A 14,768-nucleotide genomic window follows, 5' to 3' on the forward strand; every position below is an offset into this window, starting at 1 on the left:
AGGCTTGCAGCCTATTTAGGGCGAAAGAAACCCCGCTTGCGGGGCTTCTAATCTTCTTATTCAGAACAGCTTATACAACCGTCTGGTTCTGTATGTTGGATTGTGATTTGGCTACTTCAGCAGCTCATAAATACCTGCTACGCCTTGGCCACCACCGACGCAGGCGGTTACCATGCCGTACTTTTTGCCGCGCTCACGCAACTCGTCGAACAGCTGAATGCTGAGCTTAGCGCCTGAGCAGCCCAGCGGATGACCAAGGGCAATAGCACCGCCATTCACGTTAAGCTTTTCAGTATCAATGCCTAGCTCACGCACCACCGCAATTGACTGCGAAGCAAACGCTTCGTTCAGCTCAATCAGGTCGATGTCGTCGAGCTTCATGCCGGCTTGCTTCAGGGCCTTCGGGATGGCTTTCACCGGTCCCATGCCCATGATGCGCGGGTCGATACCTTCGGTGGCGTAGGTGACCATGCGGGCGATGGGCTCCAGGTTCAATTCCTTTACCATGCGCTCCGACATCACGATCACGAAGGCCGCGCCGTCGGAAGTTTGGGACGAGTTGCCCGCCGTAACCGTGCCGCCCGCTGCGAACACGGGCCGTAGCTTGGCCAGCGCTTCTAACGATGTATCGGCGCGCGGACCTTCGTCAGTATCTACTACGTACGAGCGCTTTTTCTTTTTGCCGGTCGCCTGATCGAGGTAGGTTTCTTCGACCGTAATCGGCACGATCTGCTTCTTAAACTTGCCTTCCTGGATGGCTTTAATAGCCTTTTGGTGCGAGTGAAAGGCAAATTCGTCCTGGTCTTCGCGCGAAACCTTGTAGTCCTGCGCTACGGCTTCGGCCGTCAGGCCCATGCCCAAGTAGTACGAAGGGTGCTTCTGCGCGAGCTTATAATTTGGCACCGTTTTCCAGCCCACCGTAGGCACTTGCGACATGTTTTCGGCGCCGCCCGCAATGATGCAGTCGGCCATACCGGCCGCGATTTTGCCCGCTGCCATCGCAATTGTTTCGACGCCCGAACCGCAGTAACGGTTTACTACCAAGCCCGACACGTTCATGGGCAAGGCCAGCAGCGAAATCATGCGGCCAATTTGCAGGCCTTGCTCCGCCTCGGGTACCGCGTTGCCCACGATCACGTCATCGACGCGTGCGGGGTCGAGGGCAGGCACCGATGCGATCAGGTGCTTGATGACCTCGGCGGCCAGATCATCGGTGCGGGTGAAGCGGAAACCACCGCGCGGCGCTTTGCCCACGGCCGTGCGGTAACCAGCTACGATATATGCATTCATCTTTTTGCTCCTTAAAGAGTTGATTGTCAGAACTTAATATTGCCCAACGAGCCACAAAGTCCTTTTATACAACAATTTGTTAATCAATTAGTTACGCAAAGGCTTGCCCGTCGTCAAAATCGACTGAATCCGCTCCAACGTTTTCCGCTCGCCAGTCAGCGACAGGAAAGCTTCGCGCTCCAGATCCAGCAGATACTGCTCGCTCACTTCCGTAGGCTGCGACAGGTCGCCGCCGCACATCACGTACGCCAGCTTGTTAGCAATTTTCACGTCGTGATCGGAGATGTAGCGGCCTTCTTTCATGGCGTACACGCCGGTCATGAACATGCCCAAAGCGCCTTGGCCGTGTACTTTGATGTTTGTTTTTTGGGTCGGTTGGGTGTAGCCAGCATCCGCAAGTTCCAAGGCAGCTTCTTTGGCCGCCGCAATGGCGCGGTTGCTATTTACCACTATCTCGTCGCCGCGGCGCAGGAAGCCCAAATCATAAGCCTCTGCTGCTGAAGCAGATACCTTAGCCGTACTGATCGTCATGAAGGTGTTGCGGATCAGGTTGAACTCCGGTTCGCCCTCCTCATACTTCGCAGCCGTGCGCAACGTCATTTCCTTGGTGCCGCCACCGGCCGGAATCAGGCCGACGCCAAATTCCACGAGGCCCATGTAGGTTTCGGCCGAAGCCACCACCTTGTCGGCGTGCAGGTTCAGTTCGCAGCCACCGCCCAACGCCAGTCCGTGCGGCACGCCTATTACCGGAATGCTGCTGTAGCGCATGCGCATCATGGCGTTCTGGAACTGCGCGATCATCATATTGATCTCGTCAAACTCCTGATCCAGCGCGTACATGTACACGAGGCCTAGGTTGGCGCCCGCCGAGAAGTTTGGCGCGTCGTTGCCGACCACCAGACCGCGGTAGCCTTGCTCGGCCATGTCTACGCCCTTCAGCAAGCCCTGAATTACGTCGGTACCCAGCGTATTCATCTTGCTGTGGAACTCCACGTTCAGGATGCCGTCGCCGAGGTCGATAACCGAAGCACCGGCGTTTTTCCACAACACCTTGCCCGAAGCGCGCAGGTTGTCGAGAATGATGAAGTTCTCGACGCCCGGAATCGGCTGGTAGCTCTTCGACTCGAAGTCGTAGAACTGCTTCACGCCCTGCTCGTTAACTTTGTAAAACGACGTATTGCCGGCATCGAGCATTTCCTGCACCCAGCCCGCCGCTTGCTTGCCTTCGGTCTGAATCAGCTCCAGACCTTTCGGCACGCCCAGCGCATCCCAGGTTTCAAACGGACCCATTTCCCAGCCGAAGCCTGCACGGAGCGCGTCGTCGATCTTGTACAGCGAATCGGTGATTTCGGGTACGCGGTTGGTCACGTAAGCAAACAGGCCCGCAAACATTTTGCGGTAAAACTCGCCGGCTTTGTCTTTACCCGCAGCCAAGACCTTGAAACGGTCGCCTAGCTTTTCAATGGGCTTCGTAGCTTCCAGCGTAGCGAATTTTACGCGCTGGCCGGGCTTATATTCAAGTGTTTGTAAATCAAGTGCTTGTATTTCCGACTTGCCGCCCTCGCCTTTTACTTTTTTGTAGAAGCCCTGGCCGGTTTTGTCGCCGAGCCATTTGTTTTCGCCCATCTTCTTGAGGAAGTCGGGCAGCATGAATGCGGCTTTGGCTTCGTCGTTGGGCAGGCCTTGGGCCAGGCCATTGGCTACGTTGATAAGGGTATCTAAACCAACGACATCCGACGTGCGGAACGTGGCCGACTTGGCATGGCCAATTACCGGCCCCGTCAGCTTATCGACTTCCTCCACCGTCAGGCCGAGTTGCTGCATCACTTGCAGCACGTCCATGATGGCGAATACGCCCACGCGGTTGGCAATAAACGCCGGCGTGTCCTTGGCCAGCACCGTAGTTTTGCCCAGGTATAGGTCGCCATAGTGCATCAGGAAATCTACGATGGCCGGATCGGTATCCGGCGTCGGGATGATTTCCAGCAGCTTCAGGTAGCGCGGCGGGTTGAAAAAGTGCGTACCGCAGAAGTGCTTCTTGAAGTCATCCGAACGGCCTTCCGACAGCATATGAATCGGAATACCGGAGGTATTGCTCGTGATGAGCGTGCCGGGCTTGCGTACCTTTTCTACTTTCTCGTAGAGACTTTGCTTGATGTCCAGCCGCTCGACTACTACTTCTATGGTCCAGTCGCAGCTGGCAATGTCTTTCAGGTTGTCGTCGAAATTGCCGGTCTTGATCTTGGCCGCATCGGCCTTACGATACAGCGGCGAAGGATTAGAGGCAACAGCTGCCTGCAACGAGCTGTTAACGATGCGGTTACGCACCGCCGGGTTTTCCAGCGTCAAGCCCTTTTTTTCTTCGTCGGCGGTTAGCTCACGGGGCACGATGTCGAGTAGCAGCACCTGCACGCCAATGTTGGCAAAGTGGCAGGCAATGCGCGAGCCCATGACACCGGAGCCCAATACGGCAACTTTCTTAATAATTCGGTTCATACGAAAAGGAAGCGGGTGTTCGGAATGGCGGGATTGGATATAAAATCAGACCAAGCAAACGCGCCCCGACCGACCTAGGCGGAGGTCGATTCGGAGCGCGAGCTTTTGAGTTTAAAATCGTCGAATAAGCTTTTGCTTTCGATCATGCCAGTGATTTGGCCTACGACCTTAAAGAACACATCAAGCTGATTCTGAGGGATTTTCTCATGCACTTTCTGGTTGAAATGGCGCACGGTTTGGCGCGAAACCTCTTTTTTGCGCAAGCCTTCTTCCGTCAGGAAAATGCGCACCGAGCGTTTGTCCAGCGCGTCGGCTTGTTTATAAATCAGCCCTTTCTCCTCCATCGAGCGCAGAATGCGGGTGAGGCTGCGCGTTTCGAGGCCCAGCAGCGGCGCAATCTTGGTAGCCGGCGTGCCGTTTTCCTGATCTATATTCAACAGCACGAAGCCAATGCTCGTCGTGATGTCGTGCTTGGCGGCCTGCGTATTATACATGCGCGAGATGGCGTGCCAAGCAATTTTGATGTTGTAATCGACGGTTTCTTCGGGTTTCATCGTAGTGCTGAGGTCCGGTAAACATACAAAGAATATGTTAGGCTTGCATACTATCTCCGCAGAAAAAAGTTCGGGGAAAACAGCAGCCTTTCGGCTCGCCTGCTTTCCCCAAACTCAGCATCAGCAGCGATTTTCGGCGCGGCCTATAGCTTTCTAGCGCCGGTCGTCGTGATGGTATAAGCTCTCTATGAGGTCTTTGTTGTTTTCGGTGATGATTTTCCGCTTCACCTTCAGGGTCGGCGTCATCTCGCCGCTTTCTACGGTCCATTGTTGGGGCATCAGCACGATCTTCTTCACCTGCTCCCACTGCGCAAAGCTCTTGTTGTAGTCTTTTACAAGGTCTTCGTACATTTTCACAATGCGCTCATCCTTAACGGCTTGCTCGTTGGAGCCAATTTCCACGCCGTGCCGCTTGCCCCAGTTTTTGAGCTCATCGAAAGCTGGTACTACCAAGCAGGCCGGGAATTTCTGATCGGCACCCACAACCATGGCTTGCTCCACGAGCGGCGACTCTTTAAGCTTGCTTTCAATGACTTGCGGGGCGATGTATTTGCCGCCCGAGGTCTTGAACATTTCCTTCTTGCGGTCGGTGATTTTCAGGAAGCGCCCGTTGACAAATTCGCCGATGTCGCCGGTATGGAACCAGCCTTCGGCATCAATTGCCTCTTTGGTAAGGTCAGGCCGGTTGTAATACCCCTTCATTACCGAAGCCGATTTGGTCAGGATCTCGCCGTCCGGAGCGATTTTCACTTCCATGTTGTCGATGAGCGGCCCCACGGTCCCGATCATGTTATCTTCAGGTTCGAAGCCCCCTACGGCAATCACCGGCGAGGTTTCGGTCAGGCCATAGCCTTCCATCACCCGAATGCCTGCGGCCCAAAACACGCGCGCCAAGCGGGGCTGCAACGCACCGCCACCCGATACGATGCATTTTAAGTTGCCGCCCAAAGCTTCCCGCCACTTATTGAAAATGAGCTTGTTAGCCAAGGCAAGCTGCGTATTGTACACGAAACCCTGGCTTTTCTGGGTATCGTACTTCAGGCCCAGATCCAGAGCCCAGAAAAACAACTGCTTCTTGACGCCCTCCAAGTCGTGCCCTTTGGCGACGATCTTATCGTAGACTTTCTCCAGCAGACGCGGTACCGTGGTGAAGATCTGCGGCTTTACTTCGCGCAGGTTATCGGCGATCACCTCCATGCTTTCGGCGTAGTAAATGCTCACGCCGTTGATCATGTATAGATACGTCACCATCCGCTCGAAAATATGGCAGAGCGGCAAAAAGCTGAGCGCCGTATCGTTGTCATGCACAGGCACATACCGCTGCGAGTTACGGCAATTGCTCAGGATATTGTCGTGGCTAAGCATGACGCCCTTAGGGCTGCCAGTCGTGCCGGAGGTGTAAATCAGGGTCAGCAGATCATCGGGCTGAACGGCAGCGCGCAACGGCTCTAAAGTCTTCGGATCACCTTTTTTGCCGGCTTCCAGCAGCTCAGAGAAATGGCGAGCGCCTTCAATTCGATCGAAAGTAAAAACGTTTGCGGCCGGAATATTCATGCCGGCGGTGGCTTCTTTTACCTTGTCGTATAGCTTCTGATCGGCCACGAACACGGCCTTCACCCCCGCATCGCCGAAGATGTATTTGTAATCCTCGACCGTGATGCTCGGGTACATGGGCACGCTCACCGCACCGAGCTGCGAAATGCCGAAATCGGCCAGCATCCACTCGGGCCGGTTCATCGAGATGATGGCAACTTTATCGTCTTTCCGAATGCCCAAGCTCGCCAAACCTAAACTTACCAGGTTGGCTTGGTCGAGCACTTGCTGCGTGCTTAGTTTTCGCCATTCCCCGTCGACCTTGGCCGCGAGGCAATCGGCTTTGGGGTATTTGGAAAGCTGATACGGGAGAATATCAAACGCACGACGGACTTCCATGAAATAGGGCAATAGGGTGGGAAAAGCAGCTTAAATAAATGGATTTTTTGGCGTAAAGCCTATTAGAAGGGCCTGTGAAGCGCCGCCGCTCCGGAAAAGGCAGGCGGGGTGCTGCTATTTGCTTAGTTTTGTCTGCCTGCACTGCCTGCTCCCAATGAATCTGGCTATTTTCTTTGATCCGCTCCGCGAAGAGTTGGTAGGCTCGCCTTCCGCTCCAACCACGCTGGCAGCTTACGTTACCGCTTTTCTCGATACGTTTCCCGACTGGCGCGACGCCGATCTGGCCCTTATCGGGCTGGACGAATGGCGCGGAAGCTCGGCAGGTGCGCCGGCGGCTCACGGTGCCGATGCCGTGCGCCAACGCTTTTATCAGCTTCAGAAAGGTACTGGCGCTCTGCGCATTGTGGACCTGGGCAACCTGCGGCCGGGACTCACCCTTGAAGACACCTACCTTCGGGTGCGCGAAATTGTGGCGGCGCTCTTGGAGTACAACACAGTACCGATTTTGCTGGGCGGCAGCCACGACCTCGACTACGGTCAATTCCTGGCTTACGAAACCGTGGAGCGCGCCATCAGCTTTGCTACCGTCGATGCCCGCGTAGATATGGCCGAGCACACGGCTGCCCCCGCCGAAGAATCGCACCTTAGGCGCCTACTGGTGCACGAGCCCAACTTTATCTTCAATTTTGCCCAACTAGCTCATCAGCAATACTTTGCTGCTCCTGATGTATTGGCCGCGCTGGAAAAGCTGCACTTTGAAACGCTGCGCCTTGGCGAAATTCATACGGATGTGCGGCAGGCCGAGCCGCTGCTGCGCCAAGCCGATTTTGTGAGCTTCGACGTGGCCGCTTTGCGCTGGAACGATGCCCCCGCTTATTACCCAGCCAACCCGTTTGGGCTTACCAACGAAGAAGCCGCGCAACTGGCTTGGTATGCCGGCCACAACGACCAGCTCAGCAGCTTCGGCCTCTACGGCTACCGCCCCGACCACGACACGCATGGCTTGGCCGCGGCTACGTTGGCCACCATGCTCTGGTATTTTGTGGAAGGCTACTACCATCGGCGCGGCGAAACGGATTTTCAGAGCCGACGCTTTATTCGGTACGCGGTGGGGTTGCCGGGCACGCCGGCTAAGCTGGTCTTTTACAAAGCCAAACGCACCGAAAAGTGGTGGCTGGAAGTCGAAAGTCTGGCCGACAGCAATTTGAAACGCATCGTGCCGTGCAGTTACCAGGATTATCTGCATGCTGCCCAAGGTGATTTGCCCAACCGTTGGATATTAACCCAAGCCCTGTTAGGATAACCAAACCAATACCAAACATATCTATTTGATATTCAATTAGTTATGAAAACACCATCCCATAGTTTGCCCACTACTGCCCTGCCGGAATATAGCCTTGCACAGCTGGCTTTGCGTAATGGGCAGGATCGGGATGAAATTTGGGTGTGTTACCAAGGCTTGGTGTACGACGTTAGCCGGTCGCGTTTGTGGCGGCGCGGCAACCACTACGAGCACTGGGCCGGCCAAGACCTGACCCAAGAGCTTCAACGAGATGCGCCGCACACGGAAAATGTCTTCGACAATTTCCCTATTATCGGTCGCCTGAAAGCTGCCGCCACTCCCAACTCCTAACCCGCGCAGCCGTAAGCGGCCAAGCATTTCTTTTTCCCCTTCCGTACCGTGAGCACTACCGAAAGCCCGTCCCTTTTCAACAACCTCGAAACCCTTTCCACGCGTGAGCTGCTCGCCGGCATCAACAGCGTCGACCAAACGGTGCCCTTGGCTGTAGCCAAAGCCCTGCCGCAGGTAGAAGCGTTGGTGGAGGCTACAGTTGCTCAACTACAGAAGGGCGGCCGGCTGTTTTACATCGGCGCGGGCACCAGTGGGCGTTTGGGCATCTTGGATGCTTCGGAATGCCCGCCTACGTTCGGGGTGCCGCAGGGGCTGGTGGTGGGCATCATTGCCGGTGGCGATACGGCCATTCGCAAAGCCGTAGAGAATGCCGAGGATGATGCTGAGCAAGCGTGGCACGACCTTTCAGAACATTCTGTGAACCAGAACGATATCGTGGTGGGGATTGCTGCTTCAGGCCGTACGCCCTACGTGATCGGCGGGCTGCAAATGGCTCGTCAGCAGGGCATTGCTACGGGGTGCATCGTCTGCAATGCCGGTTCGGAAGTGGCCGCCGCCGCCGAGTTTCCGGTGGAAGTCGTAACCGGGCCCGAATTTCTGACGGGCAGTACGCGCATGAAAGCCGGCACGGCTCAGAAGCTGGTACTCAACATGTTGACTACCGCCACCATGATTCGGCTGGGCCGCGTGAAAGGCAACAAGATGGTGGACATGCAGCTCTCCAACCAAAAACTCGTTGACCGCGGCGAGCGCATGATCATGGACGAACTGGGCATCGGGCAAGAAGAAGCCGCCGCACTTCTGCAACGCTACGGAAGTGTGCGCGCGGCGCTAGACGCGCAAAAATAGCAAACGCTTTCCGGGGTGAGTCCGTTAGAATGAAACTGAAACACGGAGCTTTTTTGCGACCGAATTGTTAGAATTTCATCCGCTCACCTTTACTCGCTGCCCCCGTGCATACCATCGAGCCGCATTACAACTGGATCGAGCAATATTCTGCTTCCGAAGACCCACGCTCGCCGCTTTTTGAAGCCGAAAACAGCCTCGACAGCTTCACCAATACCATTTATGGCTATTACATTCATCCTCAATGGGATAGCCTCGACTCGGATACGCTGTTCCTAAAAATCCTGTTTGTCGATTACGAGTTGGGGCTGGGCGTAATCGAGTTTATCGGTGAGTGGAACGACGCCATCGAAAATGACATTATGCTGCTCAAGCGCAACATCATCGACCTGATGGTGCACGAAGGCATCCGCAAGTTTATCCTGATCGGCGAGAACGTGTTTAACTTCCACGGCTCCGACGACGACTATTACGAAGAGTGGTTTGAGGATGTAGAAGACGGCTGGATTGCGGGCGTCAACTTTCAGGAGCACGTCGTTCGCGAAATGCGCCAGTACAATCTCGACAGTTACATCAACTTTGGCGGCCAACTCGACGATCTCCCGTGGCGCACGTACGCGCCGCGCAAGCTCTTTACTGTAGTCGATGGCATGCTCCAGCGACGACTGGGTTAAAATACTTTTGCCAAGTGCTTGAAAGCAAAAAAGGCTCCCCTGTTTGGGGAGCCTTTTTTGTAGCTAAAGATTGGGTCAGACTACTTGGTAGTTGCGCCGTTAGCAGGCTGAGGAGTTGCAGTCGAAGGGTTAGCATCAGCAGCATCTTCCATTTTGTCGGAAGTAGCGTCAGCTGAGTCACGTACGGCGTCAGCCTTATCTTCCAAAGAGTCAGCCTTTACTTCGCCAGCGTTCTCTACTTGGTCAGCAGCATTCTCTTGAGCGTTTTCTTTTTTGCTGTCGCAAGAAGTGAACGAGAAAGCAGCAGCAGCGATGGCAAGAAACAGTACTTTTTTCATGGTTTTGTTTTTGAGGGAGGTGTTGGAGTCTATTTAATTAATTATCAACACCTTGCGTAGCAGTTGATGTTGAAATTCGAGACTTTATACCTCGTCTTTAGAAAGGTAACCCAACCAATTAAAAATAATTACCCTGTTTTTTCAGGACGTGAAGCTATTTCTTCCGGAAAACGATGCCGATGGGCACGCCTTCGAAGCCGAAGTGTTCGCGCATGCGGTTTTCCAGGAAGCGTATGTACGATTCCTTCACGTACTGCGGCAGGTTGCAGAAGAAGGCAAATACGGGGTTGTGGGTGGGCAGCTGCGTTACGTACTTGATACGCACCATCTTCCCTTTTACCGACGGCGGCTGGTGCTGCTCGATCTCGCGCAACATGACCTCGTTGAGCTGCGACGTCGGGATTTTCTTCCGCTTGTTTTCGTACACCTGAATTGCCACTTCAATGGCTTTGTGCACGCGCTGCTTGGTGAGTACCGACGTGAAAATGATAGGCGGATACGCAATCGGAGCAATTTTCTCCTTGATGCGCTCTTCGATTTCCTTGATGGTATTGGTCTCCTTGTTCTCGATCAAGTCCCACTTGTTCACCAAGATCACGATGCCCTTGCGGTTTTTGTCGGCCAGCGCGATGATGTTAACATCCTGAGCCTCAATACCACGCGTGGCGTCAATCATCACGATGCACACGTCCGACTCTTCCATGGCCCGAATGGAACGGAGCACAGAATAGAACTCGATGTCTTCGCTTACTTTCGACTTGCGGCGCAAACCGGCCGTATCGACCAAGATAAATTCGTTGCCAAAAGCACTGTAGTGCGCCTGAATGGCGTCGCGGGTGGTGCCGGCAATGTCGGTCACGATGCTACGCTCGGCGCCAAGCAGCAGGTTTACCAACGACGATTTGCCCACGTTTGGGCGACCTACTACGGCAATCTTGGGCAGTCCCGAATCGGGCTCTTCTTCCCACGGATCATCGAAATGCGATACTACCGCATCCAGCAGATCCCCAGTGCCGGAACCGTTGGCCGAAGACACCGTGAAAATCTCGCCGTCGCCAACTCCTAGCGCATAAAACTCACCGGCAGCGTGGGCACGCTGGTTTGTATCTGCCTTATTAGCAACCAGATAGATCGGCTTCTTGCCTTGGTAGCGGCGCAGCACGTTGGCAAATTCTTCGTCGAGACCGTGCAGGCCCGTGTCCACGTCGACCATGAACAGAACCACATCGGCCTCTTCAATAGCGAGTTTTACCTGCTTGTTGATTTCGCCCTCGAAAATATCGTCGGAGTTATGGACGTAGCCACCCGTATCGATCACGGTGTAATACTTGCCCGTCCACTCGCCGTAGCCATAGTGGCGGTCGCGGGTCACGCCGCTTTGGTTGTCCATGATGGCCTTGCGCTGGCCGACCAAGCGGTTGAATAGCGTGGATTTGCCCACGTTGGGCCGCCCCACAATGGCGATGGTATTTTTCATACAGTCTGACTCCAGCCGCCAGTCCGACCAAATCTGGCGGTGCCCGGAGTAGTTAAGTGAATGTGTGGTCGGAATATAGGGGCGCTTTGCGAGCGCCGTTATTCTTTATAACCGAAGCGGCTCAGGGCCTTCGGGTCAGTGCGCCAGTTTTCGTTGACTTTGACGTGGATTTCGAGGAACACCTTCTTGGCGAAGAATTTTTCCATTTCCTCGCGCGCCCAAGTGCCTACTTTTTTCAGCGCCTCGCCTTTTTGGCCAATGATGATGCCTTTCTGGCTGGCGCGCTCCACGTAAATGATGGAGCGCATCCGGATGATATTTTCTTCCTCTTTGAACTCCTCAATGGCCACTTCGCAGCTATACGGAACCTCTTTTTTGTATAGCTTGAAGATCTTTTCCCGAATCATCTCAGCCGCGAAGAAACGCTCGGGCTTGTCGGTGAGTTCATCTTTGGGGTAAAACGGCGGGTGCTCCGGCAGGCGCTCCAGCACCAGTTCCAGCACGCGTTCCGTACCCAAGGCATTGAGCGCCGAAATGGCCAACACCTCGACCGCATTGGGCAGTTGCTCGCGCCAATATGCGATCTTAGCTTCTACCTCAACCTGCTCGGCTTGATCTATCTTATTGATTATCAATATGATAGGTGTATCCGACTTGCGCAGACGCTCAACGATGGGCTCTTCGTCGTGCTTTTCGTAAATATCTGTTACAAAGAGAATTACGTCGGCGTCTTCCAACGACGAATACACAAAGCTCATCATGGCGTTGTGCAGCTCGTATTTGGGCTGAATAATGCCGGGCGTATCGGAGTAGACGAGCTGGAAATCGTCGCCGTTCAGAATGCCCATGATGCGGTGGCGCGTGGTTTGGGCTTTGCTCGTAATGATGCTGAGCCGCTCGCCCACGAGCACGTTCATGAGCGTCGACTTGCCGACGTTGGGCTTGCCGATAATGCTCACAAAGCCAGCGCGGTGCGGTTTAGATTCGGGGTTCACGGGATTTCGGAATAATTTTGCAAAGGTACGACATTCCGGCCGCCGGGCCGCTCATCCCTAAAACATCCGCCGTAGGTTGCTTGTCTGATGGACACGGCAGCTTATGGAGCGGCCACTTTCTCTGCATTCATGGCTTCACCTGCTTCTTCTTTAGGCCGCATCGGCGTTTTGTTGGTTAACCTGGGCACGCCCGACTCGCCCCAAACCAGCGATGTGCGGCGCTACCTCAATGAGTTTCTGACCGACGGCCGCGTCATCGACATTCCGGCGGCGGTGCGGTATCCGTTGTTTCAGGGGATTGTGGTGCCGTTGCGGGCACCCAAATCGGCGAAGGTGTACCAGCAGCTCTGGACCGAGCGCGGCTCTCCCCTGCTCTACCACGGCCTTGATCTGAAGCGCCTTGTGCAGGAGCAACTCGGTGAGCAATACGTAGTTGCCTTCGGGATGCGTTACCAGAAGCCCAGCATCGAAAGCGCTTTGGAAGAATTACGCGATGCTGCCGTCGATCGCATTATTGTGCTGCCGCTTTTTCCGCAATACGCGGCGGCCAGCACAGGCTCGGTGCAGCAAAAAGTAATGGAGATCGTGAGTAAGTGGTGGGTGGTGCCCAGCATCAGCTTCATCAGCACGTTCACCAACGATCCCGGTTTTATCAACACGATTGCCACTCTGGGCAAGGAAGAAATGGCCAAGCACAAGTACGATCACATCGTATTCAGCTACCACGGCATTCCGGAGCGCCACGTGCTGAAAGGCAGCTACAAGGGTTATTGCCAGCTCGGCAGCTGCTGCGATACTTACAACGAAAAGAACCGCTACTGCTACCGGGCCCAGTGCTACGAAACCTCGCGCCTGGTAGCCAAAGAGCTGGGAATCAGCAAGGACCAGTACACGGTCTCGTTTCAGAGCCGCTTGGGCCGCGACCCGTGGCTGCAACCCTATACCGACTTCGTCTTGAAGGATTTCCCCGCCAAAGGCATCCAGAATGTGCTGGCTTTCAGCCCCGCTTTCGTCGCCGATTGCCTCGAAACTACTGTGGAAGTGGGATTTGAATTCAAGGAAATGTTTGAAGCGGCCGGTGGCAGCCATTGGCAGTTGGTGCCCTCGCTCAACTCGCACCCGCTGTGGGTGCAGGCCGTAACGGATATGGTGCGAAATAACTAGGCAGTATTAAACTGTATAAGTATTTGACAATTAAATACTTATACAGTTTAACTTACGTTCTCAGACGGATGCTGCGCGGAACCTAGCCGGGCCGGACGACGCGTGTAGAAGCGCGAAGCATCGTAGGAATCGCCGGTGTAAAAGTCATTCGAACTGGCTATGGGCACCGGCAAGTTGAGGGCGCGCAGCATGGCTTCCTCGTATTCGCGGGAGATGTAAATGTCGGCGTAGGGCGGATAGTTGACCACGGCTTCTTTGGTCAGCGAAGGCACGAACACGTTGTCGGCTTCGTCGTCGAGGGCGGCAGCTCCGATGGGCAGCAGGATGTGGCGGTCGCGCTCGTTCACGTTGAAAGACGCGTCCAGCTCCACTTCCAGATAGCGCACTTTCATGGCTTCGGGCTCCACGATGAGCTCGTACACTTCGCCGAACTTTTCGCCGTCGTTGCCGCGCACATCCCAGCCGCGTACGTCGGGGTTGCCGTCGGCTACTTCAAAATCGGTGAGGTCGCGCAAGCGGCGCAAGTGCATGCCGGCGGCTGGCGGTATAGCATTGGGTTCCATTGCAGAGGATGTGGAATTGAATCAAAAACGTTGAAAAGCAGCGGACCGGCCTTCAAACATAACTAACTCTAAATCAAATATTTACTTCTCAGCCGGTTGACTAAGCGTACGAATGACCTCAGCCGCTTGGGCAAAAAACTTGTGCAACTGCTCCTGATCGGCGGCGGTGCTACGGCCGCTCAACTGCTGCGCTTGTTCCGCCAATTCGCCCACCGGTTTCTCCAGCTCCGGGTACGATTTCTGTTGCATTGCCTGCATCAAGGATGTAGCCGCTACTAGCCCGGGGCGGAGGCTGGCGTTCTCTTCGTTGAGGCGGCTGGTGGCGCTGGTAAGGTCGTTGCGGCGCTCCTGTACAGTGGCGTCGCGCAGGTCGTCGCGGTCGGCCAAGTCCACCAAGGTCGCGCTTAGCATGCGCATGCCACGCCGGCCGTAATCGGGTTCGTTGCTTTCGGATTTGGCATATGCAGCGAGCTCCTCCGGCGAAACGGGCGCATCGTCGGTGGCCATATCGGCCACGGCGGCCCCGCCATCGGCGGGCGGCGGAGTGGGTTGAGCGGTCTGAGGCGAGTCGGCGACCGCTCCCGGAGCGGCAGCACTGGTCCCGACTGCTCCGGCGGGCAGCGGCTCGGGAGCAGCCGTTGGCTCACGAAGGAAAAAATAAGCCAGCAACCCCAGCACCAGCAAAACCACCAAAACCAGCAGCCACGGACTGGGCGAAGATTTCTTTCGTTGAATGTTGATGTCGGCCATGGAAAAGCGGGAACGAGTGAGGAAAAATCGGCCATTGCCACCAGCGGCAATGGGAT

Annotated in this window: 14 protein-coding genes; 5 read left to right on the forward strand and 9 right to left on the reverse strand. The window is 55.2% G+C overall.

Annotated elements, in window-relative coordinates:
- Nucleotides 1-111 precede the first annotated feature (111 nt).
- The 4 genes from FHG12_RS06135 to FHG12_RS06150 all read right to left on the reverse strand — a co-directional run bounded on the left by FHG12_RS06135 (nucleotide 112) and on the right by FHG12_RS06150 (nucleotide 6,272).
- Complete coding sequence (locus FHG12_RS06135; protein WP_139514889.1) at nucleotides 112-1,290, reverse strand: thiolase family protein; 1,179 nt, start codon at nucleotides 1,288-1,290, stop codon at nucleotides 112-114.
- Nucleotides 1,291-1,377: 87 nt separating this feature from the next.
- Nucleotides 1,378-3,786, reverse strand: coding sequence for a 3-hydroxyacyl-CoA dehydrogenase/enoyl-CoA hydratase family protein (locus tag FHG12_RS06140; protein ID WP_139514890.1), 2,409 nt, complete (start codon nucleotides 3,784-3,786; stop codon nucleotides 1,378-1,380).
- Nucleotides 3,787-3,860: 74 nt separating this feature from the next.
- Nucleotides 3,861-4,340: a MarR family winged helix-turn-helix transcriptional regulator gene (locus FHG12_RS06145; RefSeq protein ID WP_139514891.1), complete on the reverse strand. Its 480-nt coding sequence runs from the start codon at nucleotides 4,338-4,340 to the stop codon at nucleotides 3,861-3,863.
- 153 nt (nucleotides 4,341-4,493) lie between these two features.
- Nucleotides 4,494-6,272, reverse strand: coding sequence for an AMP-dependent synthetase/ligase (locus FHG12_RS06150; protein WP_139514892.1), 1,779 nt, complete (start codon nucleotides 6,270-6,272; stop codon nucleotides 4,494-4,496).
- A 154-nt stretch (nucleotides 6,273-6,426) separates the two neighbouring features.
- Between FHG12_RS06150 and FHG12_RS06155 the strand changes: the two genes are divergently transcribed.
- From FHG12_RS06155 to FHG12_RS06170, 4 genes are all read left to right on the forward strand, one after another.
- Entirely contained in the window at nucleotides 6,427-7,575 is a 1,149-nt protein-coding gene (locus FHG12_RS06155) for a formimidoylglutamase (RefSeq protein ID WP_139514893.1), read from the forward strand.
- Nucleotides 7,576-7,617: 42 nt separating this feature from the next.
- On the forward strand, nucleotides 7,618-7,905 hold the full coding sequence (locus FHG12_RS06160) for a cytochrome b5 domain-containing protein (RefSeq protein WP_139514894.1): 288 nt from the start codon (nucleotides 7,618-7,620) through the stop codon (nucleotides 7,903-7,905).
- A 48-nt stretch (nucleotides 7,906-7,953) separates the two neighbouring features.
- The gene (gene murQ / locus FHG12_RS06165; RefSeq protein ID WP_139514895.1) at nucleotides 7,954-8,754 is read left to right on the forward strand and encodes an N-acetylmuramic acid 6-phosphate etherase; all 801 of its coding nucleotides are present in this window, start codon (nucleotides 7,954-7,956) and stop codon (nucleotides 8,752-8,754) included.
- A gap of 104 nt (nucleotides 8,755-8,858) precedes the next feature.
- On the forward strand, nucleotides 8,859-9,425 hold the full coding sequence (locus FHG12_RS06170; protein WP_139514896.1) for a hypothetical protein: 567 nt from the start codon (nucleotides 8,859-8,861) through the stop codon (nucleotides 9,423-9,425).
- Between the two features lie 80 nt (nucleotides 9,426-9,505).
- Here FHG12_RS06170 and FHG12_RS06175 read toward each other — a convergent pair whose 3' ends face one another.
- From FHG12_RS06175 to era, 3 genes are all read right to left on the reverse strand, one after another.
- A complete protein-coding gene (locus FHG12_RS06175; RefSeq protein ID WP_139514897.1) occupies nucleotides 9,506-9,763 on the reverse strand; it encodes a YtxH domain-containing protein in 258 nt (85 codons plus the stop codon).
- Between the two features lie 154 nt (nucleotides 9,764-9,917).
- Complete coding sequence (gene der / locus FHG12_RS06180) at nucleotides 9,918-11,240, reverse strand: ribosome biogenesis GTPase Der (RefSeq protein ID WP_139514898.1); 1,323 nt, start codon at nucleotides 11,238-11,240, stop codon at nucleotides 9,918-9,920.
- A 98-nt stretch (nucleotides 11,241-11,338) separates the two neighbouring features.
- Nucleotides 11,339-12,235, reverse strand: a complete 897-nt coding sequence (gene era, locus FHG12_RS06185) for a GTPase Era (RefSeq protein ID WP_139514899.1) — start codon at nucleotides 12,233-12,235, stop codon at nucleotides 11,339-11,341.
- Nucleotides 12,236-12,364: 129 nt separating this feature from the next.
- Here era and hemH point away from each other — a divergent pair, with 129 nt between their 5' ends.
- Nucleotides 12,365-13,399 (forward strand): ferrochelatase, encoded by a 1,035-nt coding sequence (gene hemH, locus FHG12_RS06190; RefSeq protein WP_139514900.1) that lies wholly within the window; start codon nucleotides 12,365-12,367, stop codon nucleotides 13,397-13,399.
- A 47-nt stretch (nucleotides 13,400-13,446) separates the two neighbouring features.
- On the opposite strand, the gene FHG12_RS06195 is transcribed toward hemH, so the two are convergent.
- Both FHG12_RS06195 and FHG12_RS06200 read right to left on the reverse strand, forming a co-directional pair.
- The gene (locus FHG12_RS06195) at nucleotides 13,447-13,962 is read right to left on the reverse strand and encodes a PRC-barrel domain-containing protein (RefSeq protein ID WP_139514901.1); all 516 of its coding nucleotides are present in this window, start codon (nucleotides 13,960-13,962) and stop codon (nucleotides 13,447-13,449) included.
- An 81-nt stretch (nucleotides 13,963-14,043) separates the two neighbouring features.
- Nucleotides 14,044-14,712 carry a hypothetical protein gene (locus tag FHG12_RS06200; RefSeq protein ID WP_139514902.1) on the reverse strand — a complete coding sequence of 223 codons (669 nt, stop codon included), beginning with the start codon at nucleotides 14,710-14,712 and terminating at the stop codon, nucleotides 14,044-14,046.
- Between the last annotated feature and the right edge of the window lie 56 nt (nucleotides 14,713-14,768).

The sequence above is a fragment of the Hymenobacter jejuensis genome (assembly GCF_006337165.1).
Lineage (GTDB): Bacteria > Bacteroidota > Bacteroidia > Cytophagales > Hymenobacteraceae > Hymenobacter > Hymenobacter jejuensis.